Annotated in this window: 24 protein-coding genes and 2 tRNA genes; 2 read left to right on the top strand and 24 right to left on the bottom strand. The window is 55.0% G+C overall.

The window, feature by feature from the left end:
• Positions 1-20: 20 nt before the first annotated feature.
• From VGH19_11010 to VGH19_10900, 23 genes are all read right to left on the bottom strand, one after another.
• A complete protein-coding gene (locus tag VGH19_11010; GenBank protein ID HEY1171889.1) occupies positions 21-1,193 on the bottom strand; it encodes a glycosyltransferase family 4 protein in 1,173 nt (390 codons plus the stop codon).
• Positions 1,194-1,196: 3 nt separating this feature from the next.
• The gene (locus VGH19_11005) at positions 1,197-1,622 is read right to left on the bottom strand and encodes a lipid-A-disaccharide synthase N-terminal domain-containing protein (GenBank protein HEY1171888.1); all 426 of its coding nucleotides are present in this window, start codon (positions 1,620-1,622) and stop codon (positions 1,197-1,199) included.
• A gap of 53 nt (positions 1,623-1,675) precedes the next feature.
• Positions 1,676-2,803 (bottom strand): TlpA disulfide reductase family protein, encoded by a 1,128-nt coding sequence (locus VGH19_11000; GenBank protein HEY1171887.1) that lies wholly within the window; start codon positions 2,801-2,803, stop codon positions 1,676-1,678.
• A 7-nt stretch (positions 2,804-2,810) separates the two neighbouring features.
• Complete coding sequence (locus VGH19_10995) at positions 2,811-3,602, bottom strand: DR2241 family protein (protein ID HEY1171886.1); 792 nt, start codon at positions 3,600-3,602, stop codon at positions 2,811-2,813.
• Between the two features lie 32 nt (positions 3,603-3,634).
• Complete coding sequence (locus tag VGH19_10990; GenBank protein ID HEY1171885.1) at positions 3,635-5,026, bottom strand: mechanosensitive ion channel family protein; 1,392 nt, start codon at positions 5,024-5,026, stop codon at positions 3,635-3,637.
• Between the two features lie 69 nt (positions 5,027-5,095).
• On the bottom strand, positions 5,096-5,302 hold the full coding sequence (gene thiS, locus VGH19_10985) for a sulfur carrier protein ThiS (protein HEY1171884.1): 207 nt from the start codon (positions 5,300-5,302) through the stop codon (positions 5,096-5,098).
• A gap of 1 nt (position 5,303) precedes the next feature.
• Positions 5,304-6,440, bottom strand: coding sequence for a hypothetical protein (locus VGH19_10980; protein HEY1171883.1), 1,137 nt, complete (start codon positions 6,438-6,440; stop codon positions 5,304-5,306).
• Positions 6,407-7,609, bottom strand: a complete 1,203-nt coding sequence (gene thiH, locus VGH19_10975) for a 2-iminoacetate synthase ThiH (protein ID HEY1171882.1) — start codon at positions 7,607-7,609, stop codon at positions 6,407-6,409. Before thiH ends, VGH19_10980 begins: the two co-directional genes overlap by 34 nt.
• Positions 7,610-7,693: 84 nt before the next feature.
• On the bottom strand, positions 7,694-9,037 hold the full coding sequence (locus VGH19_10970) for a VCBS domain-containing protein (GenBank protein HEY1171881.1): 1,344 nt from the start codon (positions 9,035-9,037) through the stop codon (positions 7,694-7,696).
• Positions 9,038-9,270: 233 nt separating this feature from the next.
• On the bottom strand, positions 9,271-9,684 hold the full coding sequence (ndk, locus tag VGH19_10965) for a nucleoside-diphosphate kinase (protein HEY1171880.1): 414 nt from the start codon (positions 9,682-9,684) through the stop codon (positions 9,271-9,273).
• 152 nt (positions 9,685-9,836) lie between these two features.
• Entirely contained in the window at positions 9,837-10,832 is a 996-nt protein-coding gene (cysK, locus tag VGH19_10960; GenBank protein ID HEY1171879.1) for a cysteine synthase A, read from the bottom strand.
• A gap of 163 nt (positions 10,833-10,995) precedes the next feature.
• Entirely contained in the window at positions 10,996-11,451 is a 456-nt protein-coding gene (locus VGH19_10955) for a response regulator (protein HEY1171878.1), read from the bottom strand.
• A gap of 39 nt (positions 11,452-11,490) precedes the next feature.
• A tRNA-Arg gene (locus VGH19_10950) sits at positions 11,491-11,567 on the bottom strand.
• 168 nt (positions 11,568-11,735) lie between these two features.
• Positions 11,736-13,148, bottom strand: a complete 1,413-nt coding sequence (locus VGH19_10945; GenBank protein ID HEY1171877.1) for a proteasome accessory factor PafA2 family protein — start codon at positions 13,146-13,148, stop codon at positions 11,736-11,738.
• A gap of 5 nt (positions 13,149-13,153) precedes the next feature.
• Entirely contained in the window at positions 13,154-13,891 is a 738-nt protein-coding gene (locus VGH19_10940; GenBank protein ID HEY1171876.1) for a hypothetical protein, read from the bottom strand.
• Positions 13,888-14,661: a proteasome subunit alpha gene (locus VGH19_10935; protein ID HEY1171875.1), complete on the bottom strand. Its 774-nt coding sequence runs from the start codon at positions 14,659-14,661 to the stop codon at positions 13,888-13,890. The genes VGH19_10940 and VGH19_10935 overlap by 4 nt, the downstream gene beginning before the upstream one ends.
• 6 nt (positions 14,662-14,667) lie before the next feature.
• Entirely contained in the window at positions 14,668-14,841 is a 174-nt protein-coding gene (locus VGH19_10930) for a ubiquitin-like protein UBact (protein HEY1171874.1), read from the bottom strand.
• A gap of 3 nt (positions 14,842-14,844) precedes the next feature.
• Positions 14,845-16,362 (bottom strand): proteasome accessory factor PafA2 family protein, encoded by a 1,518-nt coding sequence (locus tag VGH19_10925; protein ID HEY1171873.1) that lies wholly within the window; start codon positions 16,360-16,362, stop codon positions 14,845-14,847.
• 165 nt (positions 16,363-16,527) lie between these two features.
• The gene (locus VGH19_10920; protein ID HEY1171872.1) at positions 16,528-18,249 is read right to left on the bottom strand and encodes an AAA family ATPase; all 1,722 of its coding nucleotides are present in this window, start codon (positions 18,247-18,249) and stop codon (positions 16,528-16,530) included.
• Positions 18,250-18,471: 222 nt separating this feature from the next.
• Positions 18,472-19,488, bottom strand: coding sequence for a YafY family protein (locus VGH19_10915; GenBank protein ID HEY1171871.1), 1,017 nt, complete (start codon positions 19,486-19,488; stop codon positions 18,472-18,474).
• Position 19,489: 1 nt separating this feature from the next.
• The gene (locus tag VGH19_10910; GenBank protein ID HEY1171870.1) at positions 19,490-20,281 is read right to left on the bottom strand and encodes a M90 family metallopeptidase; all 792 of its coding nucleotides are present in this window, start codon (positions 20,279-20,281) and stop codon (positions 19,490-19,492) included.
• 38 nt (positions 20,282-20,319) lie between these two features.
• On the bottom strand, positions 20,320-21,447 hold the full coding sequence (rho, locus tag VGH19_10905) for a transcription termination factor Rho (GenBank protein ID HEY1171869.1): 1,128 nt from the start codon (positions 21,445-21,447) through the stop codon (positions 20,320-20,322).
• 407 nt (positions 21,448-21,854) lie between these two features.
• Positions 21,855-21,939, bottom strand: a tRNA-Leu gene (locus tag VGH19_10900).
• Between the two features lie 143 nt (positions 21,940-22,082).
• Between VGH19_10900 and VGH19_10895 the strand changes: the two genes are divergently transcribed.
• Positions 22,083-23,477 carry a hypothetical protein gene (locus tag VGH19_10895; protein ID HEY1171868.1) on the top strand — a complete coding sequence of 465 codons (1,395 nt, stop codon included), beginning with the start codon at positions 22,083-22,085 and terminating at the stop codon, positions 23,475-23,477.
• A gap of 50 nt (positions 23,478-23,527) precedes the next feature.
• Here the strand turns inward: VGH19_10895 and VGH19_10890 are convergent, their stop codons facing one another.
• The gene (locus tag VGH19_10890; GenBank protein HEY1171867.1) at positions 23,528-24,703 is read right to left on the bottom strand and encodes an aminotransferase class I/II-fold pyridoxal phosphate-dependent enzyme; all 1,176 of its coding nucleotides are present in this window, start codon (positions 24,701-24,703) and stop codon (positions 23,528-23,530) included.
• 499 nt (positions 24,704-25,202) lie between these two features.
• Between VGH19_10890 and VGH19_10885 the strand changes: the two genes are divergently transcribed.
• Positions 25,203-26,996, top strand: coding sequence for a sigma-70 family RNA polymerase sigma factor (locus VGH19_10885; GenBank protein HEY1171866.1), 1,794 nt, complete (start codon positions 25,203-25,205; stop codon positions 26,994-26,996).
• The last annotated feature ends 2 nt before the right edge of the window (positions 26,997-26,998 follow it).

Genomic DNA, 26,998 nt, shown 5'->3' with positions numbered 1-26,998 from the left:
TTTAGCGACTGTTTCTCGGTTCACTTCTTGTGACCGTGTTTTTGTATGAGCCGTTCGAAAGAATCGAGCAGCCTGTGTAAATATGCCTTCTCGGAAAACTTCTCCCTCCACATTTGATGCCCATTCTTTCCCATGGCTTGCAGTTGCGACCGGTCTTTAAACAGGGCTGAAAGTGCAGCGTTTAGTTCAGTTACCGACCGCAGAGATAGCATGACCCCATTTACGCCATTTTGCAACCATTCAGGTGTCGCCCCGCCATCAAAAGCCAACACCGCTTTTCCATGGGCCATCGCCTCCGGCCCGATCAATCCAAATGGCTCCGGGCGCAAGGTGGGAGTCACCACCAATTCTGCCTTCGCGATCTGCTCATCCACCTGTTGCGGCGAAACCTCTCCTAGAAACTGGATACGCTCATTTACTCCTGATTGCTTCGCCAGCGCCTCCAACTCCTCACGCTCAGGACCATCTCCGCAAATTACCAGGGAACAATTATGCTCGTGCAGATGCGCCATCGCCTCCACCAACAGATGAACGCCTTTGGCCTTCACCAGCCGCGATGCCGCCACGATGCGTCCGGGAACCGTTGCCGCTTTTACCATCGGCTCTTTCGCATACAGCAGCACTACATCGATGGCCTCGCGTGGGATACCGTTCTCCAGCAGTCCGTGGGCCATGAATTCTGACGCCACCTGAAAATGTTGCTGCCGCCCAAAGGTGAAATTTTGCTGCACCCGTTGCCAGCGTTCCCAGTTCCCTTTCGGATTCTTGCCACCGCAACCGCTCGCGTAATGATGCCAGAAACACAATGCGTCATGTGGCCGGTGACATGCCTTAAAGCCGCGCCACATCCGGTCGCCTCCCGAGCAAAACCAGCTCTGGTCATGGAGAAACCGGACATACGGCACAGAGCGTCCTGCCTCTTCGAGAAAAAACGGATGATCCATCTGATGCACTTGCACGATGTCCGGTCGGAAGTCCCTGAGTATCTCCTCCCAACGCCCGCGCAAGACACTATCGGTCACATCGATGGAAAAACGATAGACTGGGCACGATACCTCGCTGCCTTTCCCATCCCAATAAGCCAGGGCCACTTCATGCCCTCCGCCCACCAGCAACGCCAGTGTCTCCACCACCACACGATTCGCCCCACCGGTGTGGCAACGGGCACTTTCATTGACCAGCAGGATGCGCATCGGTCAGCTCGCTTTTGCCGCGGAACGCTCCTGCTCAGGCAGCAGCGGTGCGCCGCAATCAAAACAATAATTGGATTTGGGCGGGCATAATGTCCCGCATTCCGCGCAGTTTAGGTGCGCCTTCTTATGACGACGATGGATGATCAGATTCCGGATGTAAGGAATCCACGTGAACGCGTAGGCAAAGATGAAAACGGAATCTTTTTGATAAAACAGTGCGTAGCTGAGCAGTAACAGCGATCCGCTCAGACTCAGCCACCAGAACGCCGAAGGCACCACCACCTGTTTCTTCTTTTCCGTGGCATACCACTGCACGATGAAACGCGAGAAGAAGACGAGGTTTCCCACCCAGCCGATGACCTTCCAGAAATGCCACTCGATCCCCAGCAGCTTGCCGCCGGGAAACACAAGGTTGTGCAGCCAATCCATAGTTCGCTGGATTTAGCCCGTAATCCGCGGCTCTGACAAACAGAAAGCCATCCCTACTCAGCCAGCAGCTTCTTTACCTTCTCTTCCAGGTCATTCACTGCATTGATCTCACGCAGGATGCCTTTTTTATCTATCAGGAACACCGTCGGGAAGGCCATCACACCATACTTCGCCGCCCAACCGCCCTCCGGATTCCCCATGTCGAAATGTTGCAGCCACGGTATCTTGTGCTTCTCCACAACCTCTTTCAGCACCTCCATGCTTTCATCCCGGTTGAGGCCGATGATCTCAAAACCCTGCGGCTTGTACTTCTCATACATCTCCTTCAACTCCGGTATGGCCCGCATGCAAGGCCCGCACCAACTGGCCCAGAAATCAAGCACCACCACCTTGCCGCGCATATGCTCCAGGTTGATCTCTTTCCCATCGATGCCGGGAGCCATGAAGATGAACGGATGTCCCACGGCATTGAGACGTTTCAACTGCGCCCGCATGATGTTTTGCGAGGCAACTCCCAGTTTCTTGCCTTCCAGTTCAGAAGCCAGTCGGCGCGCCAGCTGCACATTGCCTTCTCCGACCGCGCCATTGAATGTCTGCAACAGGATGTTGTCCGGTTCCGAACGGCCCGGAAACTCCTTCATCAATATCCGCGCGATCTTTTCCTGCACTTCCAGCAAAGCCGGCATCTCCAGTTCTCGATTGCCGATCATCTCCCGTGTCAACTGCTCCAAGCGTATCTGGAGACGTTTCTCTTCCGGCAGATCAGGTGAATTGATAAGCGCCGTCTTGAGCTCCTGCAACCGCGCCTCACGACTGGTATTGCCTAGCTCCACGGACACTTCATTCAGCTTGTACTCCTTCTCACGCGCCAGCTTCGCATTCGGATGATCGGGATATTTTTCGTAGAATGCCCGCGCCAGATCCGCTGCCTTCGCCGTCTGCAGACCGTTCTTCCGATGATACTCATCGATCTGTTCCTGCGTCGGCAGTTGCCCCTTCCACTCCGGTGGAGGTCCGCCGGGCGGGCGCGATTCTTTCAGGAATTCCTGCCACGCCTTGTCCGCTTCAGCCGTTTTGTCTTTGTCCGGTGCCTTGCCCTTCTCTTGCGCGTGAATACTTGGCGCCGTCAACAAAGCCATCCCCAACAAAAGAGATTGCCCGATGAAAATGATACGCTTCATGGCTTTGTTACTTCTCCACCTTTTTCGGCACTTCCGCAAGCCAACGTTCCAGCAGGATCTTCGACCGCCTCAATCGCCGCGGATTGTCCGGCGCATTGAAATCCCCTTCCCGCTCGTTCGCCGCCGGGTTGGCCAAAGCCATATCCACCGCCGCCAGCAGCGTTTGCAAATCCCCCTCGGAGATGTTTGCCGCGGCTTTTTCCACCTGCTCCAGCCGCATGGATTTGCGGGCAAATTCCAGCATCACCGCACAAGGCTCCAAGCACGGAATGACACTCTTCTCAACCGCATTGTCCGCAGCCAGTTCAGGACCACCCCACAACCGGCGCTTCAGGCATGCATCCCGATGACACCCCGCATGAGCCAGATCCCTCACCTGCCCATCCGTCAACATCTGGGATATGCGATACATCCCTGTCTGCCGGTTGACGAAACTGCGATAACTCGTGACCGGCGGCTCCGGTTGTGTTGCCATGAACCAATCAGCCAACGCCCCCGGATACAGATGGGCCAGCGCGCATTCCAGTTCCCCGGCCGTAGCCGCCTCCGCCAGCCAGCCACGGCGCAGACTTGGTGCTGACTTCAGCGGACGAAACCTCCCTTCTCCCGTGTGATTCGCCAAAGCACGTAATGCCCCGATCTCCACACGGTCCAAAGCAGAATCGCGCGCCCCACGGTCTGCCACATGGCGCAACTCGAACGAGCCTCCCTGATGGCTGATCTGGACCTCGCCAAAAACCATCCCGTCAGACAAAGCGGCCAAAAAAGCGTTCAGCGCCGGATTTTCAAGTATTGCCATCTGTGTGCTGACAACTTAGCCCACTGCGCCATTTAGCCAATCGGATTCGGTTTTTTATCGACCTCCATCGGCTTTTCCTCCGGCATTTCCCCGGTCAGCTTCCAACCGGAATCCTGCTTGAGGTACAAAGTCTGCGTCGGAAAGGCAAAGTTCAGGCTCTGGTCGTCAAAGCGCCTTTTTATCTCCAGATTCATCTCCTGCATCCCGGCCAGATAGGCTTTGTAGTCAGTATCATTCCACCAGTGAATGACCGTGATATCCAGCGAAGAGGCTCCAAACTTGTTGAAGCTGACCCACACATCCTGAGTCTTCTGATGCCCCGTATAGACCTCTTTCAGAATCTCCGCCGCTTTTTTGACCCGCTCGTACGGCGTGTCATAAGTCAATCCGATGCTCATCACCGTCTTTATATTCGTTCGCCGTGTGACGTTGGTGATTGTGGCATTACCCATCGTCTTGTTCGGTACCGTGACCAGAAAACCGTCCAGGTTGCGCACCCGCGTGCTGCGCAGGCCGATGGTTTCCACCGTGCCATCCACCGCATCGAGCTGGATGCGATCGCCGATACGGAACGGCTTGTCCAAGAACACAGCCACCGCTCCGAAGAGATTCGCCAAGGTGTCTTGCGCCGCCAGGCCGATTGCCAGACCGCCGATGGACAGTGACGCGATGGCTGCCGTGATGTTCACCCCAAGATTCGAGGATGTGACCAACACGGCCACCACGACGATGAATACCTTCAACGACTTCCGGATGATCGGGTAAAGCTGGTCATCGAACGTCCGGTCAGACTCGTTCTGATTCTTCTGCTTCCAATAACCCAGCAGCAGATCCACAAACTTCATGACCATGTACGTCAGCGAGATGGCCACTACAATGAGCAGCCCCTTGGACATGATCTTCTCCATGTAATCCGGCCACTCGAAAACACTGAGACCGATGTGCAGGAAAATGACGAAACTGACCACCTTGACCGGTCCCTGCAGCAATTCCAGCAGCAGGTCATCGAACTGCGTCTTGGTTCTTTTGGCCCATTGCTTGAGCCACACACCCACCAGGAAATCCAAAAACTTGGATATGTAGAACGCCAGAAAGATATAGATCAGTGAAGCAATGTATTTCCACCGCGGATTTCCCAGCGTCTCCTTTTGCAAAATGGGATACTGGTCCAGCCCGAAAGTGACCTGAAAATCCTTGGTTATCTCCGCCCACTCATCTTTATTCTTCTCAACCGGTTCCTTGACATAGTTCGTCACGGTCGAGCCATCCACGTTCGTGTAGATGATGGCATTGGTCACGAACAGTCCATTGGTCGCCGCCGGTGAATTCGTATTCGTCTGCGCGCTCGCATAAAACGACCACAACAACATCAACAGACACAATCCGAGGAATCCGCGATAAACTGTCTCAAACTTCAACTTCATAGAGACTTACTTGAGGCAAAAAAGGCAGGACGTCAACCCGCAGAGCCAAACTTTTTGGCTACAAATCGCTCATCCTCCCGCCACTATGCGGACTATCTCCAGCCTATCCCCGGGCTTTACCATGCGCGCGCCGAACTCGGAGGGCGGCACAGCCTCACCATTTAGCTCCACCACCACACTCTTGGGCAGCAACTGCTGGCGCGTAAGGAAGTCCGTCAATGAGCACGGTCGCTCCAGCGGCAATTCACGTCCATTGGCGGTCACAATATTATCCATCTTACTCCCTCGTTAGCTTTACCGGTTCCTTGCTGTTCTCTACCTGCAGAGTCACCGATTCCTCGCCGATCTCCAGCAGCTTCACCAATACCTTCTTCCCGGCGATCTCCATCTTGCGCTCCTCGCCCTTGGCAAACGTCTTGTCATTGATCAACGCCACTGCCTTCTCGTTCTGGCCGATGATTCCTTTCAACTTCAAAGCGGTAAAATCCTTTTTATAGGCCACCCCCGCCGCTGGCCACACCACGGATGCCTCCTCCTTTGAGGCATTCGCGAAATCCCCTTCATCAAAAACCGGCTGGTTCCCCTCCCTCACCCAGTCCAGCACCCGATTCAATCCATGCACCTTGTAATACTGGGCAGCCGGTTTGATCCTACCTTCCGTGTACGTGTTCTCCATGATGGCCGTCACCTGTCCCGGCATCTGCAAATGCTCCATCAGCGCCAGCGCCACCACCTCGCACACTGCCTCGATCGTCTGCGGCTCGATCATCCGGCTCTCCGGCTTGTTCTCATTGATCCACAGATGCGTGTACTCATGAGCGCAGACCGCGATCATCTCATCCTTCCACAACCCGCGATGCAGCAGCACCGTATGCACCATCCCATTGCCCACCGGGCGTGAAGTGGACAGCCCATGCCGCTGCATCACCCCCTTGTCACGTTCTCCCAGTTTGCTGTTCCAATAATCCACGTCGAAAACATTCACCGTGACGGTCGTGTTTTTCAGCCTCATCTTTCCGTTGCTCAAACTGTCCAGCGTGCTTGCGGCGGCACCGAACGTCTTCCGGATCTCGTCATCCTTCAATGCGGTCACTGGCACACAGACTGGGCAAAAATACCGCCCATCCTCCGTCTTCTCAGCCGTCTCCTTCACCGGCAAACCGCATTTGCTGCAATGCAACTTCAGCTCATTGCAGGTGGCACAGATGGCCACCGTGCCTTTTGTGGCGGGATGCTTTTCGTAGACGAAATATTTCTGCCCGGCTTTGACCGCTTCTCCACAGACGATGCAAACAGGCGGATTCTCCGCGCTGAATGCCTGACCAGGCGGCATCAACGACAGCAGCAACAACAACAGTTGGAGGTGAATCCGCAGCATCATCACGCCGTCAAGGCGGCATCCCAGTCTTTCCATACCGGCTCATAGCCAAGGCGGCGCAACACTTCCGCCATCTCCTGCGGTGAGCGTTCATCCGCGATGTCGAATTGTCCAGTCGCATTCGTGCTGCGATCTGCCGGTGCAGACCATTCGCTCGCCCCTACCGCCAGCTCTACGATCCGCCCCTTCTCCGTACGATGTATACGATCCTTGCCCGCCCCTGTATAGCCGCCCGGCTCTGTGTGGCTGCCCGCACTGATCATCGTGATGCCCAGCGGTATTAAACCATTGCGCAATCGCGCCGGTTCACGCGTGGACAGCACCAAACCTACATCCGGCAGGAATAAACGGAACGCGCAGATCAATTGTGCGAGTTCACGATCGCCCAAATGAGTCAGCGGTTGAAACTCACCAGCGCAAGGACGCAAGCGTGGTAACGAGATAGTCACCTGAGATTTCCAGCAATGACGCAGGAGATATTGCGCATGAGCAGCCACAGAAATGGCTTCATAACGCCAATCCGCCAGACCATACAACGCGCCGATGCCCAAACGACGGAACCCGGCAGTGTAAGCACGCTCAGGCGTTTCCAAGCGCCAGTCAAAATTGCGTTTCGGTCCAGCCGTATGCATCTCGGCATAAAGCCCGCGGTCATAAGTCTCCTGATACACGACCAAGCCGTCCGCACCCGCTTCCACGATTGGCCGATATTCTTCTGTCTCCATCGGGCCGACTTCCAGCGAGACGCTCGGCAGCACTTCATGAAGCGCGCGGGTGCAATCTGCCAAGTAACCGTTGGAGACAAATTTGGGATGCTCTCCCGCCACCACCAGCACATTACGGAAGCCTTGTTCTCTCAGAGCATGGGCTTCATGTAATACCTCATCCACGGAAAGCGTGACGCGCAAGATGGGATTGTCTCGGGAGAAACCACAGTACTTGCAGTTATTGATGCATTCGTTGGAAAGGTAGAGCGGCGCGAATAAACGGATGACACGGCCATAACGCTGTTTCGTCATCATCTGAGAACGGCGGCCCAACTCTTCCAAGGATTGACCGGCAGCAGGCGACAGCAAAGCCGCAAAATCCGCGAGACTCGCAGGTGACCTTTGCAATACCTGCTGCACGCGCTCGCGCCCCGCCGTCTGGGCCACGTCTAACAAGGCCGGGAACGGAAGCGCATTGAATTCATTCACGAACGACATGCATCCACACTAGCAAAAGGGCGCCCTCATTCAAGGGGCGCCCTTACGATTGCCAAATATTGCTTGCACAGTCTTGTAAACGCCTTAAGGAGCCTCGTAGGCCAGTCGGAAGAAGGCGTTCCCTATGCTGGCATTCAATGTCAGCGTCAGATCGTCACCATCTTCTTCCGGCACAGCTTCCACTCCCTCCCAGGCGGGTTCACTCAGGGAAAGAGTCGATTCCAAGTAGTAACCCGTCGTGTTTGGCCAGCGGAGAATCACATCGCTGCCTGACAGGGTGATGGTCAGCGCCGGACGCGTGCTGGCCGCACCAGAAACCGTGACTGTGACCAAGCCCTTGGCATGACCCGAGTTTCCGTCCGTGACCAGGTAGTAGAAAGTATCTTCCAAAGTTTCGCCCGGAGCCAGAGCCTGCAAAGCGCTGGAAGCCGAAGGATCATAGCTAAAACTGCCATCTGAATTCACCACCACGGTGGCTCCCAGCTCGCTCGTAGCAGAGTAAGCGGGTATGGTCGCACCCAAGATGTGAAGCACGCCGACGTAAACAATATCTGGATCGAGTGAACCACCTGTATAAGCTGTCGCCGATCCAGGAGGATCGGGGACGATGGCACTGGTGGCACCGTTATCTCCCGGCAATACTATTCCTTCGCCAGCACTCTGCATGCGATCCGCGCTGGTGATGTTCACGAGCCGGATGCGGTCAACGCGGCCATTCGCCGGAATACCGAAAGTATCCAGATTGAACTTGGTGGCGTGAAGGATGGAGCTGCCGCCGTCGTAGGGAGCCGAAGATTGAGAACCGATATAAACCCACGGTGTCCAGACGTCATCGACGGAATTATGTACCTGAACCATAAATGCTTCCGGCGCATTCACACCACCCGCTTCAAAGACCACAAAATCATCCCCGGAAAGATTGGTCAGCATCACGCCCGAGGCCCAGCTCAACTCAAAACCGCTTCGCTCGGTGGTGCCTGCGTTTCCCCGGGGAAGGTTCAATGCTTTCGTGCCGAAGAAAGTCGATTCATCGCGGAACTGATGTCCGATTGACAACAATCCCTGGAAACCAACGGCAGAATCCGGGAAGCCAGCGACTTCGGTCGCTGTCTCATTCGGTTCCGCAGTCACCGTCGCATTGCTATAGGTACCGGCTGTCAGTGTTAGATAGACATTGGGGGTCAACGCCTGATCAAAGGTGATACCATTGAAAGTGAACGTCTTGGATTCCAGCGCCACTACAGTCTTCGCGTGACCGTTGCTGTCAAAATCATTGACCAGCACACCTGGAGCCGAAACGTTCAACGTCAAATCATTCGCTATAGAATAGGTGTCGTTGGTGGCGACTGGAACCCGGCTATGACCACTGGGAACTACGCCCAAAAGAGTGACCAGCCCCAATACGGGAAAGAGATGACGTATGCGCATAACAGGTACAGCTTGCTTGATTGCGTTTTAAGTGTCTCCCCGTTTGGCGACCTAAGAGTAGATCTGAATAAGCAAGACTGCAACTCCGTTGTCATATTTTTAGGCAATAAGATTTGGAATTGACACAGCAAAAAAAGCCAAGGCAATGACCGCCTTGATCTTTCACATATTTCCCCGAAACGAAAAAGCCTGCCATCTTTCGATGGCAGGCCTGCAAATCTGTTCGGAAGATCTTAGAAAATCTCTTCCTGTTTGAAGAAGCGCTTCACTTCCGCAGCCGCATTCTCTGGTGTATCCGAAGCGTGGACGATGTTCTCCATCTTCGTCTTGCCAAGATCACCACGGATGCTGCCCTTCGGTGCCTTTGTGGAGTCCGTCGGGCCGACCATGTCACGCACCTTCACAATGACATTCTCGCCTTCCAAGATCATCGCGACCACGGGGGCCGACTTCATGAAGCCAGCGATCTCCGGGAAGAACGGCTTGTCCGCCAGATGGGAATAGTGGTCCTTCAGCAACGAATCCGTCAGTTGCATCATCTTGCAAGCACGCACCTTCAGCCCGCTCTTCTCAAAGCGGCCGATCACCTCACCGATCAGGTTCCGCTGTACGCAGTCAGGCTTCAACAAAATCACAGTCAATTCCATAGGCGGGCAAAGCTACGTGTTCGTATTTATGAGAAAAGCAAAATCTTTAGCTATTTTGGGCTGTTTTTTGCCATTCCTTATCTAAGGGCGACATCGGGACAGCAAAAAGGCCGATGGAAGATTCCATCGGCCTTCGCAAAATCAAGCGGGGTTTAGCCTCCCACTTCCGCCTTCGCCTCGGCCGCCAAGGCCGTGCTCAGATAGCGCTCACCCGTGGAGCAAGCCACAGTGACGATGGTTTTGCCCTTGTTCTCAGGACGCTTGGCAACTTCCAAAGCCGCCCAGACATTCGCGCCCGTGGAGATGCCGACGAGGATGCCCTCTTCCTTCGCCAGACGGCGCGCCATGGCAAACGCGTCATCATTCGTCACCTGCACCGCTTCCACGATCTGCGCATTGCCGGTCGAATCCTTCAGATGCAGGTTCTTCGGCACAAAGCCCGCACCCGTGCCTTGGATCTTATGTGGTCCGGGTTTAATGGCTTCGCCATTGAGCGTTTGCGTGATGACCGGAGAATCCTTCGGCTCCACCGCTATGGCTTGGAAGGATGGCTTCTTCGGTTTGATCACTTCGCAGCAACCCGTGATCGTGCCACCCGTGCCGACTGCGGCCACCAAGATGTCCACCTTGCCATCTGTGTCTTCCCAGATCTCGACCGCCGTCGTCTTCTTATGGATCTCCGGGTTCGAGGGATTCTCGAACTGCTGCGGAATCCACGCATTCGGCGTTTCCTTGGCCAATTGCTCAGCCTTGTTGATCGCACCGCGCATGCCTTCTGCGCCAGGCGTCAGGACGAGCTTCGCACCAAGCATCGCCAGCAAGGTGCGGCGTTCCAACGACATCGTCTCTGGCATGGTGAGGATGATCTTGTATCCCTTCGCCGCTGCCACGAACGCAAGTGCAATACCCGTGTTACCGCTCGTCGGCTCAATGATGACCGTGTCTTTCTTCAAGATGCCGCTCTTCTCGGCGTCCTCGATCATGGCCATACCGATACGATCCTTCACGCTGCCCAGCGGATTGAAAAACTCGCACTTCAAAAGAATGCTCGTACTGGCGTCGATGCCTGCGCTGGCCGGAATGCGATTCAGGCGAACGAGCGGCGTACGCCCGACCGTCTCCACGATATTGTTATAGATGCGTCCCATAAATCAGTGATTTCGAATTCAGTTACCTCGGAAAAATGTGAGCGCAAGTTTCCGCGCATTATGCATTCCGGGCAAGATTTTTTACCGGATAACCCAGATGGGGTGTCCCACCCAAGTGATGATGGGACTGTAGAGGGAAATCTGTGAAGAACTGCCGCGCCGTTTAACTGGCATTCGCATTCTTCTTCAGAACCGTCTTGATGGCATCCGTAAGCATGTAGAACTCAAACGGCTTCCACAGCATCAATCCTTTCACGCGTCGGATGAATTCATCGATCTTTGCATCACCGCGATGGCCCGTCATGAAGATAAAGCGTTTGCAGAGATGCGGCTTGGTGCGCTCCACCGCGAGGTAGAACATGTCACCTGGCAGCTTGGGCATGGCCATATCGCACAGGATGATGTCGAAATCCGTCGCCATCACATGCTTCACTCCTTCCACGCCGTTCTCCACCGCCGTGACCTCGAAGTGCTGGTCCACCAGATACTCTTTAAGGAGAAAAATGAAATCCTTGTCGTCATCCAGCACGAGAATCTTCCGTCTGTCGGGCGGCAATTCATCCTCGGGCACCTCATGAACTTTTTCCTGACCGGGAATAAAGAACTTTTTGAAATTCATATGGGCGCCGCAGGCAAACGGAATTGATTTTGCCAGAGATGGTGCGCGAGGCGGGGGTCGAACCCACAACCTACGGCTTCGGAGACCGTCACTCTATCCAATTGAGCTACTCGCGCATCCGCACTGACAAAACAGGGCCATAGCGGCCATCCGCTCCTAGCCCCATTTGAACGCAGGATAGGTAACACAACCAGCGTGCCGCAAGGAAATTACAGATGCTACGCACACCTTTATTGCCTAGAATCACCTTCACTAAGGCCGGATGGCACCCCCATGTGAAATCGTCAAATCGATAGTGCATCACCCGGCTCATCCACTGATTTTAACCACTGCTCCGCTATCGGCGACTCCACCTCGAACGGATTGGATAATTCCAACGTCTTGGCTCCCGCCGCATCCAATACTTCCCAATCCACATAGTAGCGCAGACTCCTGCGGCTCAACTCCTGCATCAGACGAGAGCGCAATCCTGCCCGCGTATTGTTCGGTGCTGTTTGCAACGCGTGGATGACGTCATCGCCGCCAGGTGTCCAACCCGCCTCAATCTTATCCAACGGCAACGCCAAGCTGCGTCCGGGTGAAATGTGATGGAACTCCAAGTCCAATGACTTCAGCCATGGATCATCCCAATCCAAATTCTGCTCTGTAACGAACTGCTCAAAGAGCCACCGCTTCGTCACCCAATCCACTACGCCAACCAGTTCTTCCTTCTTCTTGCACAGACGCTCGATCGTTCCCTGCCAAAGTCTTAGCACATCATCCGTCTCATCATCGCGACCGCCAAATTCGCTCTGCGCTTTGCGCCGATACAGGTCTAGCAACTCCAGCGCATCAATCTGCCGTCCATCGTTCAGATGCACCAGCCATGGCCCTTCCGTATCATGTGAGAGGATATGGAAAGTCATCACCGCGTCCGACAACGCGATCTCAGGTAATTGATCCACCTCCAGCAAATCCAGCACGAGCGCCGTGGTGCCGACTTTCAACGCTAGTGTAGAAGGCAGCACCGAAGTATCACCGTGCAGCAGATGCAGGCGGCGATACTTGCGCCCATCGGCCAGCGGTTCATCACGTGTATTGATGATGGCGCGATTGAACTGCACCCACTCGAACAAGTCGTTATTGATATAATCCGCACGCTGGCTGATCTGAAATTTCGGCACGCGACCTGTGGGGAAAGGCGCATTCCCCTGCTCTACTCCCGGTGACGCACCAACCTTTCCCGCGCCAACCATAAGTAGTCTCACCGTAAGAAATGCCAAGAGGGAGAGGACATTCTTTTCCGTCAACGGTGCCTGCCGTCGCACGAGATAATTCTCATGACAACCGAACGTCGCGCCGGAGTAGTGATCCACATTGTTCCGTACGAAACCGGCCAACTCCGTCATCTCCAACTCCTTCAAGGCCAGGTTTAGCATCGCATCCCCTGCGCGATCATACTTGATGACATCACGCACCGTCAGGCATTCGGGCGTGCAATACTCGAAGTGGCCCATGTCCACATACGCACGGCCACCATTGAAGAGGAAACCGCCATTCCCCGCCGGCTCATCCCAATCGCGCTGATGCAAATCAGGCAGGCCGAAACGGTTGTTCTCAAAGAGCCAGTTGCGCACGCGGCCAATCAAACCTGCAGGCACGCCGCTCTCAGCCAGCAGGCATCCATACTCGGTTTCAAGTCCGACAATGCGATTCATAGGACTTAGCCAGTTAGCAATGGAATGCGTGGTGTGTATCGCGCCACATTGGTGCTCTTACGCTCCAACAAGGCTGCTTCCACCACTTTCCCATTCAGATTTTCACGCAGGGCATCAGGCAATTTCACAGAGACATCGACGGTCTCCGGCAGAGCCTGACCGCTCACCAAGGCATCCCACGCGAGCAAGAGAATCAGTGCCGCGCGCTCGGGCGTTTGCTTTTGATCGATGTGCTTCTTCAGCCACTCCGTCGTCGATGCCACTTGCTCCTGCTTCGGTGTCGCCACCATCACGCCGCCGTGTTGAATCTGGAAACCACCATCGAAGTTCACTTGCACGAGCACATCTTGATTCGCCTGCTCAGCAACTTCAGCCAGCAGCAAGGTGATGAGGAACGGCGCTTGAAAGACTTGCTCAAAACTCTGTTTCAATTGCGGGCTCAAACCAAAACTCACAAGCCGACGCACATTCACATCTGCACTCGCCCGCGTGAACGCCTCCAGATGCGCGGCATCGATCAACATCTGGCGCACGCGCTCGATATCCGCCGGATGTCCCAATGCCGCCATCGCTTGGCGATCGAATATCTCGAACACTTTCGATTGCCCGCTACCCACGCCGAGCAACAACACACCTGTTTCCAAGCTCACCGCGAATACTGGTGAGCCCGCTGCGATTTGTTGCTGCACGTAGTCTCGGCGATTCGCGATCGCCTCCAGCCAGCGAAATGGTTCCTCGGTCATGCCCCCTCCTTCTGCGCCGCCTGATGCTCGGTGCTCTGCACATCCCGCACGCCCTTATCATCCAGCACTTTTAGAATCGGCCACAGCGTCCGTGTCGGATCGACACCACCCGTAGCCGCATCAAATTCCGACGCCACCGTCAGCACGTTGTGCGCGAAACGGATGGCCTGCTTCAGCGTCATCGTCGAGGGTTTCACCTCTCCGAACCGTTCCTGAAAACTCAATACACTCCGCACCGTGCCTGAACCCGAACCGGATGCCGCAAAAGACACCGCTTCAAATTGTGCGCCCAAGGGATCGTAGAAATAAATTCGCGGAACAATTCGATCTCCCTGCGTCTCCACCGTAGCAAACACTGGCGCGACCACACCCACGCCTTGCAATGTCAGGGGTAAATTCTCACGAAGTAATCGCGCCAAAGCTCGCACCTTCGCTTCCAAACTCAGTGGCTGTAATTGGCTGCGACGATAGTAAGCGAATGAAACCTGCATCGCCCGCGCCATCTCAAACGCCATCGCAGGGACACCGGCAATGGCGAGCACAGAAGAGCGGTCGATCTCGATGATCTTGTTCACATCATCCGCCACGATGATGTTACCCGCTGTTGCCCGTCGATCACCCGCCACCAGCACGCCATCGCGAAAGCGGAAGGCGAAAACAGTCGTGGAGTGCGTCTGCTCCGGCGCGCGTGAAGAAGCCTCTGCGCTCAATGGCCGCAGATTGTGCTGCGCGAGCAGTCCGAGGAAATCCCCTGCTATCCCGGTGTTCATGTCAGTTCATTGGCCGGTGCGTTGCCGATAGCGCCGCGCCTGGTCGGGATCGACCTTGCGCATGCGCTTCAGAAGTTCCTCCGTGCTTGGCTTTTCCACTTGAGGTTCCCGTGGCCCCTCGCCTCCGCCGCCACCCGGTGAAGGGCCGGTCGGCCGTTGTTTCTGGCTTTGATCAGGCATATCTCATGTCTCCGCAATGGCTTGCAGGTCATCAGGCGTCACCGCCCGCTCTATGCATTGAGCATAGCGCAAAATGTCTTCCGGCGCGAATAAATCCAGCAACGAAATGCGCAAGCGCCCCCGGCTGCCTTGGAGCGTCACATGGTCCCACTGGGCGGAGATGACGGCATCCGTGAACTTCGCCACGCACTTGCCTCGTATCCATGCCCGAGTGTCCTTGGGCGGTTGATTAACAGCGGCCATCACCGCCTTTTCCTCCGGCACACCAATCATCACCCCAGCGTGTTCCAAGCCCGCATGCAATCCCTCCGCCTCATCTACCAAGTGATAAGCCAAGTCCAAGCTGCGCAACCAAGGATCATCATTCGACACATTCTCCGCCGCTTGAAACTCACGGACCAACATCAGCTTCGCCACCCAGTCCAGACGGTCGCGGCAACGCCGGTAATCCTGCTCCAAATCATTCAAGGCCGTCTCCCAATCCTTGACCAATTCTATGCGCTCAACCGAACTCAAGTCACATACCGCCTTCACGCATTCCAAGTAGTGCCGCTGAATCTCCAACGCCGTGCTAGGCACACCACCGCGCAACTTCACTTCCCATTTATAGCTTAAATCCTGCGAGATAACAGGGAGAGCCAGCAACGGATCATCCAATCGCGGATGACGCTTTTTCGGATCCAGCACGAGTGCTTCCAACACCAGTGCTGTCGTGCCAACCTTCAAGCGCGTGGCAAAGGGCGACATATTCGCATCACCGATGATGACATGGAATCGCCGATACAAGAGTGCATTCGCGTGCGGCTCATCGCGCGTGTTGATGATGGGCCGACGCTGCATCGTATCCACGCTCTGCAACTCACTAAAGAAATCACTACGCTGAGCGATCTGAAATCCAGGGCCCTCGAACGAATCCTCCGCTTCGATGCCAAACTTGCCCGCGCCCGCAAAGATCTGCCGTGTGACGAGAAACGCTTCCATCCCTTCGGCTAAAGTCGCCCACACTAGCGAACGTGGCAGCAGATAATTCTCATGGCAACCGTAGCTATGCCCCCAGAAATCCGTGTTGTTCTTATACACCCGCACCTTCGCTTCACGTCGCTCAGAAAGTTTCTGTGCACACGCCTCTACGATACGTTCCCCTGCCCGGTCTTGCAGCACGATGTCCGCAAAGGAACGGCATTCCGGCGTGCAGTATTCGGGATGCGCGTGGTCGTTGTAGAAACGTGCACCATTCGGCAGCACCAAGTCGCTCTTGATCTCCTCGAAGCTCAGTTCACGTTCTTCGTCCTGCCGGGTGTAGTTCGCCTCGTCGTAATCCTGCCTGAGTTCCATCACGCGAAAACCGCGCATGTCCAGATGCGGATCTTCCGCTGAATAATCCCAGCGCTGCCGCACACCGGCGATAGTCGCGCTGCGGACGAGATCGATGGATTCCTGCACGACATCCAGTTCATCAGCGCCATCCCGCGCGATGCCATACTCCGTCTCAATCCCAAACAAAATCGGCAGCGTGTCCATATCTACTATCACCGGTAGGGCGAGAGTCCTCTCGAGCCCATGCCAAACCTTTGTGCGCCCGATAGCCTGTAACGATGCTCAGGCAACAAGTTAAACTTTCAAATTATCTGACTGGCGAATACGCCTCTATCTGGCAACAGCTCGACAGAGTCTCGCCCTACCGGATTAGATAATCTTCCCCGCATACCCCGTCGTCTGGCGTGGTCGTATCGGCGTGAGCCGTGCCACATTATCCGGCTCCAGATCCGTGAGCTTTAACCAATCCTCCGTCATATCGTTCGACGGGAACAGGCCGCTTTCCACATACTCTTGCTTCAACGACGCCAGCAAATCTCCATACGTGATTGGCGACTCCGCTCCATTTGCAATAGAACGCTGGATGGCCACCGCCTTCGCCCGCTCCACGATCGCCGCAATGATCGCCCCGCTCGCAAAGTCACCCCGATAAAACGTCTCTTTGCGACCACTGCGATAATTCACTTCGAGAAACGCATTCTCATCCGTCTTCGCGTAATGCGTATCCGCCATGCGCTTGGCCAACTCAGCCCCCGGCTCTGCCAACGGCAACGTATCGCGCAGATAAATTTGGTAGATCGCCCGCGCGCCTTCCTTATCCGGTCGCGCCACTTTGATTTTCCGATCCACGCGACCGGGCCTAAGAATCGCCGGATCAATCAAATCTGCACGATTCGATGCCAAAATGATCACCACATTCGCGAGGGCTTCCAGCCCATCCATCTCCGCACAGAACATCGGCACGAGCGTGCTGGACATGGAATTGAACCGTCCACCATGACGCACCCCTAGCAGCGATTCCGCCTCATCCATGAACAGGAATGCGAGATAGCCCTCAGCCGCGCGTTCGCGGCATTGCTGAAAAAGATCGCGCACCTGTCGCTCGGATTCACCCACCCACATGTTGAGCAATTCCGGCCCTTTCACATGCAGGAAGAACTCAGGATGATCCACACCCGTCTGCTGCTTCAATTGCTGGCGTAGATTGTAAGCGGTCGCTTTGCCGAGCAGCGTCTTGCCACAACCGGGCGGCCCATGCAGAAGAAACCCTTTCGGGATGCGATGATCAAAACGCTTATAGAGATCACGATGCAAGAACGGCAGCTCGATCGCGTCGCGGATGGATTTCACCGCTTCCGCCTGTCCACCGATCGCTGCCCAAGGCACTTCACCTACGACATCCAGGGTGCGATCCACTCGCTTGCCATGTCCGATGACCTCCAGTGCGATGCGTTGATTCGCATCCAACCGCACTTCCATGCCGGGCTTGAGCTTCTCCTTCTGCAAGAGCGCCGAACGCTGCACCACCAGCGGCATCACCCCAGATTCTTGTCCTATACGCAGGCGTCCATCAGACAGCGTTTCATCCACCCGCACGATCGGCCCGTGTTGATCGAAACCAAGACTGCGCGTCACCGCAAAAGCTTCGTTACACAGGACGCGTTGGCCAGGTTGCAAACTAGCGAGCGACAGATCGGGATCTATTTTGCACACGTAATCCGTTCCCCCGACACAGACGTGCGCTTGATCATCTTTCAACGCCGCCAGAAAAGTTCCGATGCGCAGAGCTGGCGCACGTAATTTCTCCACCGCTTGATCCAGCTTCTCGATGACTTCACGCGCCTGATCGTTCATCTCCTCCATCATCGTGATGCGATCACGCAGATAGACTAAGTCTAGCAACACTGTGCTCCGTGCCGGCATCTTCGTAGCGATGAGGTCCAGCAATTGGAGAGCGGAAAGAGAATCAAGGTCTTCGCGACTCAAAAGGTCGTTCAGCGGAAGCGACGTAGAATCGCCGGGAACGGGTGTTTCCGGCTTGGGAGACGGGGTTGGCGTTGGCGTACCCGGCTGCTTCTTTTGCCCAGCCATAACAGAACACTACTCTGTTTTGCCGGGAACGCAACCGGGAGTGAAACCAGTGAGATAGTTAGCCATAGCGCCCGTGCTGCCGGATTCCAGCCGGCAGTTGAGCGCATCCGACGAAGCCTGTTTTCTCTGCCTTATCCTGTCGGATTTCCTCTCGCTGTTGAGAGTTCAGCGCGTCTCAAATTGCGTCGTCACCCAAACTGCCGGCTAGAATCCGGCAGCACCTTACTCCAAACTCTTACCCAGCGCGGTCACGGCATTCTTCACGGATTCAATCAGTTCCTTCGGCTCCACCGCTTGCGCATGTCCCCCCCAACCAAGGATCCATCGTTGCACCTCGATAAGGCTCGATAGCTTCATCGTCAATTCCGCGCCGCCACCTTCCAACTCTTTAAGCTGCTGTGAAGGATGCCAGCGTTTCTCCCGGATGTAATCCGCCGCAAACTCATCGAAACGGATGATCACCGTTTGCTCCTTCTGCCCGGAATGAACGCCAAAGCTATCACGCAACCGTTTCTCCAAAGAGAACTTCTCCGGTCGCGCGAACTTCTTGCCCGTCGGCTCCGCTTTTACGATACGTGCGGGCGCAAACGTCCGCAGGTCATTGCGCAAATGATCGAAGGCGAAGAGGAACCATTCACCATTGATATTCGCCAGATGATACGGGTCCACCACACGCTCCTCCGTATTGCGCTGGCCGCCTTTGCGATACTCCAGCTTGAGCTGCTTCCGCTCCGCCGCTGCTTTGCTCAACAACTCGAACACTTCTAGATTCAGGATCGGCTCAGCACTGGTGCGGAAAGAAATGGTCTGCTCCCAATCTGCAAGATTCAATGAAACCGTGTCTGGTAGCGAAGACGCCATCTTCTTGAAAGCCGAAACCAAAGGTCGCTCGAAATTCGTGCCGCGATATTGTTGCAATGCTTTTTCCGCCACCAGCAACGCGAACAATTCACCCTCGGTTATTTGCAGCGTGGGAAATGCACCGACTTCTTCCGTGTAATAATAACCGTTGCGACCCTTATCGTAAGCCAGCGGCAGATTCATCCGGTCGCGCATGAACTCCAGATCGCGCTGGACAGATTTAGCACTCACTTCCAGTTCTCGCGCTAAGCCTGGTCCGTTCGGATACTTACCCAACTGGATCTCCTGATGGATGCGCATCATGCGGTCCAGCGGAGGACGCGTGGTGGGTACAGAACGCGGTGCCGGTGCTTTCTTTTTTGTGGAGCGCTTGGCCATGCTATTTCCCTAGGTACGTCTCCGGGTCCTGTTGATAAAACTTCTCCAGTTCCTCGTAGAGTGCGGGGTGATTCTTCCTCATCTGTCGCGGCTTTTCAAAGAAACATTCCGAGGCGACCGCAAAAAACTCCGCCGGGTTGCTCCCACCATATTCATCCATCACCGTCTTGCGCCCACGTTCGATAGCTTCCTGCAACTCACGATATTCCTCACCGAGAATACGTGCCCACGCCAGATGCCGCCCGTATCGCTCGCGAACGGTATCTCCCGGCAATGAAGGCGCCCCATCTGCCGCACCGTCTTCCTGATCCAGTTGATGGGCGAACTCGTGGTAAACCAGATTGTGCCCATCATTGGCATTGGCCGCACCATGCAGGGTGGCATCCCAAGCCAGCACCACTACACCGGCATTCCATGATTCACCCAACCTGCCCTGCCCCTCGTGTTCCACCTGCTGATCACCGTGATTTCCTGAGCCTTTGGCAAAATAGCCAGAGGGATACACGAGAATGGTCTTCAGCTTGGGATAGCAATCCGTATCGCGATTCAGCAGAAGCAGGCAGGCTTGGGCTGCGATAACCAGCCGCACCTCATCCGTGATCTCCATGCCACCACAGCCTTCAAAGACTTTCTCGCCCAGAAAGACTTGGATGAGGTCTTCCAGGGCTTCGCGGCCTGCGGCGTCCAGCCGTTCGTAAAAAGGAAAACGGCGCAGCAGGATGTCCTGCCACGCCGTGGGGAAAGGCTGTGCCTTCAGTTGTTCGCGACGACGACGTTTAAAATACCCAAACATGCCGGGATATTTTGGCCGCCTGCGCGGACAACGCGTTTTTAGCCGATCAGCTTCGCGAGCAACTCGTCGTTCGTCTTGTGCTTCTTGAGCGCGGCCTGAAGGGTCTCCATGGCCTCGATCGGGTTCAAGTCCACCATCATACGGCGGAGCTTGCGGATGGATTCCAGATTCTTCGCGGCGAAGAGTTTTTCTTCCTTACGAGTGCCGGACTTCGGGATGTCGATGGCCGGATACAGACGGCGATCAGACAGCTTGCGATCGAGCACCAATTCCATGTTACCCGTGCCTTTGAATTCTTGGAAAATCAGTTCATCCATGCGGCTACCGGTATCGACGAGCGCCGTGGCGAGAATCGTGAGGGAACCGCCGCCTTCAATATTACGCGCAGCGGCGAACATCTTACGGGGGATTTCCAGAGCGCGGGCATCCACACCACCGGTCATCGTACGGCCGCTGCCGCCATGCACGCTGTTGTAAGCGCGGGCCACGCGGGTGATGGAGTCCAGCAGCACGAGCACGTCCTTGCCGCATTCCACCATGCGACGGCAACGCTCGATCATGAAGCGGGAGAGACGCACATGCGTTTCCAGGTCCATATCGTTCGAGGAGGCCACCACTTCGGCCTTCACGGAACGCTGGAAGTCGGTGACTTCCTCAGGACGTTCGTCGATGAGCAACACAATCACATGCACCTCTGGGTGATTCGTCGTCACCGCATTGGCGATCTGCTTGAGGATGGTCGTTTTACCCGTGCGCGGAGGTGCCACGATCAGACCGCGCGTGCCTTTGCCGATGGGCGTGACGAGGTCGATGATGCGCGTCTCAAGGATGTCCGGCGCGGTTTCCAGCGTGAACTTTTCCGTCGGGTCGATGGAGGTCAGGTTCTCGAAGCGCACCAGCTTGGTGTAATCAGAGAACGGCATGCCGTTGACGGCCTGCACTTCGCGGAGCTGCGGGCTGTTGCCACGATGCGGCGGTTGGAGCGTGCCACTAATCAAGGCCCCTTCACGGAGGAAGCTGCGTTTGATGGTATCAGGCGTGACGAAGATGTCGGAAGGCTTGGGTTGGAACCGGCTCTCTGGGGAACGGAGGAAGCCAAAGCCCTTTTCGGATATTTCCAAATAGCCGGAACCTGTTTCCGGCGTATTCACTGACGGTTTGTTCATAGATGTATCGACTTAAAAATATAAATGGGTGCGCCCCTGACTGACCCGGCCAAAGACATCAAATGATGAAGTCCACTTGGAACGATGAATCGTCTAGGGAGAACCGGAACCCAAGAACATAGAAACTGAGAAAACCTGACTTACTAGGGGCCGGTTAATACCTGCAACGCGGCAGTAACTAAACCTAATATTCCGCAAATGCAACTAGAATTTCACCTGTTAACCAGCACTATACCATAAACCCCGTAGAATGCCATCGGCTTTCGCTAAGTTTCTTTCCTTTTGGACCCCGGCCACCGGAAAACGCTCAATCGTTTTATTATACCCGGTGCCAGCGGCAACCTCCTGCCACACAAGCCCCTGCGAGTCATCCACTGACTTTTGGGGGATTCTTGTTTTGCAGAATTTGGTGCGGTTAGCAGGACTTGAACCTGCATGGGTTTCCCCACTACCACCTCAAGGTAGCGCGTCTGCCAATTTCGCCATAACCGCAACCGAGCGCGTAATTGAACCTTGAATTTCTGCGAGTGCAAGCGAATTTATCAATAACCCGATGAACGAGACCAAAAGGCATTCCAAGGACGCCCCGGGATTTCCTGTGGATTTTTTCAGCGGGGGAAAATACTATCAAAGCCATGCCAGAGAAGAACAGTAACGAAATCCCACGGGATGTGCGGGATTTGCTAGAAAAGGGAAATGCAGCGGTTCAGCGGGAGAACTGGGACTACGCCTTTTTGTTTTACCTCCAAGCACTGCAGAAGGAGCCAGGCTTCTTTGATTGCCGCCAGGCTTTGCGCGCTGCCCAGATCGCCAAGGCCAGCAAGAAGACCAGCTTTTTTGGCAAGGTCATGAGCACTGCGGGCAGTTCACCGCTCATCGCCAAAGCTGCTGTCTTGGTTAAAAAGAATCCTTACGAAGCCATCGCAACCTGCGAACAGATCCTGAACAGCGATCCGGACAACAGCATGGCGCATAATACGCTGGCTGAAGCCGCGATGAATGCCGACCTGCCCAAGACGGCCATCTTCTCACTGGAACAGAATCGCAAGAACAACCCGAATGACCGCGGCATCGCCATGGCTCTGGCACGTGCCTACATCGCGAGCAAAGCCTTCTCCAAGGCGGAGCTGGTCTATCACGAGTTGCTCAATAAGAATCGCAACGACACCGAGATCGCCGTTCTCTTGAAAGACCTTTCGGCGACCAAGACCTTGCAGGAAGGCGGCTACGAAGGTCTGGCCGATGGCAAAGGCTCCTATCGCGACATCCTCAAGAACAAGGAAGAGGCGATCGCGCTGGAACAGGAGTCCAAACAGGTTCGTTCCATCGAGCAGACACTCAAGCTGCTGGATGAAGCCGTGGACAAACTGCGCGAAGACCCCTCCAATATCCAACAGGCAAAGGTCGTGGCCGATCTCTACGTGCAGGCCAAGGACTACGACAAGGCCATCAAGTATTATGGCATGCTGATGGAAGTCGGCGCCGGTGATGCCAACATGGAACGCATCATCAATGAATTGAAGAGCAAGCGCTTCGACCAACAGGTCATCGCCCTCGACAAGGAATCTCCAGATTACGACCAGCAACGTGCCGAGATCGAGAAACAAAAGGCGGAGTTCCAGATCGAGGATGTCAAACGTCGCGTGGAGAAATATCCGAACGACTTGCTCATCCGCTACGATTACGCAGTGATGCTCCTCAAGCTCGCGCGTTACAACGAAGCCTTGCAGGAATTCCAGAAGACGCGCAATCACGGCAACCGTCGCGTAGCCTCCCTCGTGCAGATGGCGAAGATTTTTGCCGCTACCGGCAAGAACGATTTCGCCATCGCCCGTTTGCAAGATGCCCTCAAGGAAAAAGCCGGCATGGACGAGGAAAAGAAAGACATCCTCTACATGCTGGGCGATCTCTATGAGAAGATGGGCAAAGGCGAGGAAGCCATCGAACAGTTCAAGGTCATCTACGAAGTGGACATCGGTTACAAGGATGTTGCAGGCAAGGTGGATGCCTATTACGCGGCGAAGAAGTAAGCGACAATCTAGAAAAGAAGAGGCCGGTCCAGTCGGACCGGCCTTTTTCTTCACCGAACGGATCCAGCAGGACGCTTCGTTTTCAACTGCAGCAACTTCTCCCCCGCTGCGCGCAAGGTTTCCTCTTTCTTGGCGAAATGGAAGCGGACGAGGTGGTTCACAGGTTCGCGGAAGAAGCTGGATCCGGGCACGCCGGTGACGCCGATCTCGGTGGTAAGCCATTCGGCAGCCTTGGTGTCATCGGTGAAGCCAAGCGAGGAGATATCCAGCAGCACGTAGTAGGCACCTTGCGGCTCAGAATACGGCAAACCAGTTTGGGCGAGGTAGCTGAGGAACACTTCTTTCTTCCGCTGATAGCTCTGCTGCAACCCGGCGTAGTATTCCGGCGGGAATTCCAAGCCCGTCACGGCGGCTTCTTGCAACGGCGCGGCGGCACCGACGGTGAGGAAGTCATGCACCTTGCGGGCTTGCGCGATCACCTCCGGCGCGGCCTGCACATAGCCTAAGCGCCAGCCGGTGATGGAATACGTTTTCGAAAGCGAGTTACACGTTATGGTGCGCTCGAACATGCCCGGCAACGTCGCCACGCTGATGTGCTCCTGCGGTGCATAGACGATGTGTTCATACACTTCATCCGCGATGACGAACACGTCATGCTCCTGCGCGAGCACGGCAATCTCCAAAAGTTCTGCACGAGTGAACACCTTGCCGCAGGGATTGGAAGGATTGCACAGGATGATGGCCTTGGGCTTTTGCGCGAAGGCAGCGGTGAGTTCGGCTTTCGTGTAATCGAATTGCGGCGGGCGCAAGGGCACGTAGATGGGCGTGGCGCCGCAGAGGATCGCATCGGCCGCATAGTTCTCGTAGAAGGGCGAGAACACGATGACTTTATCGCCGGGATTACACGCGGTCATCATGGCCACCATCATCGCCTCGGTGCTGCCGCAAGTAACGACGAGATGTTTATCCGCCTCAATGGGCAGGCCGCTGAAGTGCCGGATCTTCTTCGCCAACGCCTCACGAAAGCGCGGTGCGCCCCAAGTCACGGCGTATTGATGATACGGGCCATCGGCGGCACGTTTCAGAGCGGCGAGCAATTCAGCAGGCGGCTCGAAATCAGGGAAGCCTTGCGCGAGATTGATGGACCCGTGGCGGTTCGCCAAGCGTGTCATTCCGCGAATGACGGACTCGGTGAAACCGGCAAGACGTGTGGCGGTGGACGGCATATTTAGATTTCGGCGAAGAGTAACGAGGCCGTTCGCGGCTGCAATCTTTCGCGGAAAAAATTATGTTGTCCGCTTAAAACTAATCTTCACGCACCGGATCGCGGTCTGCGAGTTCTCCTTGGTTCAAAGTCCGACCCAGCTGCAAACGGCTTGGACCACCCTGCTTTCTCTTTTGACGAGGCACGTCAGGGATGTCCAAAAGAGATGTCCCGGCATTGGAAGAATTCGTTGAAGCCCGCTGATGCCGCATCTTGAAGCGGCGATCAACTGATTTATTGATCGCACGCTTTTTCGTGTGGGAAGGTTTGCGCGTCGTTTTCATCCGGGAAACTACCATCACTGAGATGGCATCTTAACGGCAGGCTTTTCCCTCAAAAGAAAAGGCAATCACCCCATATCCAGATCGCTTTCTATGTGATTGCTGAAATCTCGGGAGAGCAGCAAAATCTTTTGCAGTTTCCTGTTCGCTTTGTCCGTCCGCGGGAACTTATCAGGCAAGATGGAAGATACAGCTCTACTTCGGGATTATGTGGATAACCGGTCGGAGGCAGCTTTTTCCGCGTTGGTGAAGCGTCATCTGCCACTGGTTTATTCCGTGGCGCTACGCCGCACCAGCAAGCCACATATCGCAGAAGAGATCGCGCAATCCGTATTTTGCCTGCTGGCTGATAAGGCCCGGACGATCCGTTCCGAAGCAGCACTCGCGAGCTGGCTCCACCAAACCGCCTGCCTGATGACGGCCAAGTATTGGCGGACTGAGTATCGCCGTCAGCACCGCGAACTGGAGGCCGCCCAAATGATTCAACCGCAACCCACCGTAGAAACGCCTTGGGACGACATCGCTCCACATCTGGATGAAGCCATGAGCGAACTCCCGGAGCAGGAACGCATCGCGTTGCTCCTGCGGTTCTTTCAGGGAAAATCCTTTGTGCAAGTCGGAATGACGCTGGGTGTCACAGAAGATGCCGCACGTATGCGGGTAAACCGGGCATTGGAAAAACTCAGGTCTTTGCTGGAGGCCAAGAAGGTTGCCTGCACGACGGGCCTTTTGGGTGCTTTCTTGTTGGAGCATTCGGCACAAGCAGTTCCACCCGGCGTTGAAGGATCAGTCCAAGCAGCCGCACTAAAAGCAGCCCATGCTGCAAGCACTGCTTCGCTTTTGGGAGGGTTGCTGACTGGGTTCACTACGGCGAAGCTAAAAACCGTGACCATTGGCATTGCACTGTGCGTTGTGGGGTTAGGCCTTTATTTCGCTGACAGACCATCGCCCAAAAATCATAGGATTGAAACCCGCAACTCGAAGGCAATTATCCGAGAAAACTCTGTTGTAACGAGCAACACTATCAATGCCAAAACTTCCATAAGAAGACCAGCCATATCGGGTAAAAATACAGCACAAGTTACGCCACAATCCACAGAAGCACGGGAACTGTATGATCTTGGCTGGAAACTTCAGCAGGAGAAAAAATATGATGAAGCATTGGACGCCTACGGCAGATCCATCGCCTTGCTCGACCAAGGGATTGGCCGGTGGAATGCCTTCAAGGATGTTTATTTCAGCCGGGCCAGTCTTTACGCAGATTTGAAGGATTACGAGAAGTCGATTGCTGACCATACACGAAGACTGGAACTTGATCCCAAGTATTACAGTTCACGACACAACCGCGCTTTGTATTATTCCTACTTGGGTAAAATGGATGAGGCCATAGCCGACTATTCCGTGATAATCGATGACCGGGATATTGATTATTCAACATATAGTCACCCAAAAGAAGAAGCCATTGCGTTGGCTTACGAATATCGAGGTCGGATTTATGAGGATCGAAAGGAATACGACAAAGCATTGGCCGACTACTCAAACTCCATCCTAAATGACCCCACGGGTGGACATAGTATGCTTGTTTATTGGAGGCGCAGTAAACTCCACCAAAAAATTGGACGCAAAGACTTGGCAATCATCGATCTCGATATTATGTCAGAACGCGCCATGGAATTGGCCGCCACAAGCAAATCCAATTCTCGTTCTAATGAGGAACCACTGATGATTGTCAGCAAGGCTATGGAGGTGCTGAAAGAATCCGAACCCTATCATCTGGAAGCAGCAGCGGCGGTGAATTCGCGTTATGGAAAATATGACTCCGCAATTCGCTACCAAGAGCTTGCGTTGAAACGCGCGGTGAACATTTCAAACGAAGAGCGCGCAGTCATGGAAGCCAGACTGGCACTCTACCGTTCCCAAACACCGCTAATCAGCGATCCGAGTAATAATCGGCGTGCTTCAGGTAGCAGATGAAC

Source organism: Verrucomicrobiia bacterium (assembly GCA_036405135.1).
Classification (GTDB): domain Bacteria; phylum Verrucomicrobiota; class Verrucomicrobiia; order Limisphaerales; family JAEYXS01; genus JAEYXS01.
This window is presented reverse-complemented; position numbering and strand designations above follow the sequence as displayed.

Coding starts and splice junctions, on each gene's coding strand:
- VGH19_11010 (HEY1171889.1), bottom strand. CDS start 1,193: ATGCGCATCCTGCTGGTCAATGAAAGTGCCCGTTGCCACACCGGTGGG.
- VGH19_11005 (HEY1171888.1), bottom strand. CDS start 1,622: ATGGATTGGCTGCACAACCTTGTGTTTCCCGGCGGCAAGCTGCTGGGG.
- VGH19_11000 (HEY1171887.1), bottom strand. CDS start 2,803: ATGAAGCGTATCATTTTCATCGGGCAATCTCTTTTGTTGGGGATGGCT.
- VGH19_10995 (HEY1171886.1), bottom strand. CDS start 3,602: ATGGCAATACTTGAAAATCCGGCGCTGAACGCTTTTTTGGCCGCTTTG.
- VGH19_10990 (HEY1171885.1), bottom strand. CDS start 5,026: ATGAAGTTGAAGTTTGAGACAGTTTATCGCGGATTCCTCGGATTGTGT.
- thiS (HEY1171884.1), bottom strand. CDS start 5,302: ATGGATAATATTGTGACCGCCAATGGACGTGAATTGCCGCTGGAGCGA.
- VGH19_10980 (HEY1171883.1), bottom strand. CDS start 6,440: ATGGAAAGACTGGGATGCCGCCTTGACGGCGTGATGATGCTGCGGATT.
- thiH (HEY1171882.1), bottom strand. CDS start 7,609: ATGTCGTTCGTGAATGAATTCAATGCGCTTCCGTTCCCGGCCTTGTTA.
- VGH19_10970 (HEY1171881.1), bottom strand. CDS start 9,037: ATGCGCATACGTCATCTCTTTCCCGTATTGGGGCTGGTCACTCTTTTG.
- ndk (HEY1171880.1), bottom strand. CDS start 9,684: ATGGAATTGACTGTGATTTTGTTGAAGCCTGACTGCGTACAGCGGAAC.
- cysK (HEY1171879.1), bottom strand. CDS start 10,832: ATGGGACGCATCTATAACAATATCGTGGAGACGGTCGGGCGTACGCCG.
- VGH19_10955 (HEY1171878.1), bottom strand. CDS start 11,451: ATGAATTTCAAAAAGTTCTTTATTCCCGGTCAGGAAAAAGTTCATGAG.
- VGH19_10945 (HEY1171877.1), bottom strand. CDS start 13,148: ATGAATCGCATTGTCGGACTTGAAACCGAGTATGGATGCCTGCTGGCT.
- VGH19_10940 (HEY1171876.1), bottom strand. CDS start 13,891: ATGACCGAGGAACCATTTCGCTGGCTGGAGGCGATCGCGAATCGCCGA.
- VGH19_10935 (HEY1171875.1), bottom strand. CDS start 14,661: ATGAACACCGGGATAGCAGGGGATTTCCTCGGACTGCTCGCGCAGCAC.
- VGH19_10930 (HEY1171874.1), bottom strand. CDS start 14,841: ATGCCTGATCAAAGCCAGAAACAACGGCCGACCGGCCCTTCACCGGGT.
- VGH19_10925 (HEY1171873.1), bottom strand. CDS start 16,362: ATGGACACGCTGCCGATTTTGTTTGGGATTGAGACGGAGTATGGCATC.
- VGH19_10920 (HEY1171872.1), bottom strand. CDS start 18,249: ATGGCTGGGCAAAAGAAGCAGCCGGGTACGCCAACGCCAACCCCGTCT.
- VGH19_10915 (HEY1171871.1), bottom strand. CDS start 19,488: ATGGCCAAGCGCTCCACAAAAAAGAAAGCACCGGCACCGCGTTCTGTA.
- VGH19_10910 (HEY1171870.1), bottom strand. CDS start 20,281: ATGTTTGGGTATTTTAAACGTCGTCGTCGCGAACAACTGAAGGCACAG.
- rho (HEY1171869.1), bottom strand. CDS start 21,447: ATGAACAAACCGTCAGTGAATACGCCGGAAACAGGTTCCGGCTATTTG.
- VGH19_10895 (HEY1171868.1), top strand. CDS start 22,083: ATGCCAGAGAAGAACAGTAACGAAATCCCACGGGATGTGCGGGATTTG.
- VGH19_10890 (HEY1171867.1), bottom strand. CDS start 24,703: ATGCCGTCCACCGCCACACGTCTTGCCGGTTTCACCGAGTCCGTCATT.
- VGH19_10885 (HEY1171866.1), top strand. CDS start 25,203: ATGGAAGATACAGCTCTACTTCGGGATTATGTGGATAACCGGTCGGAG.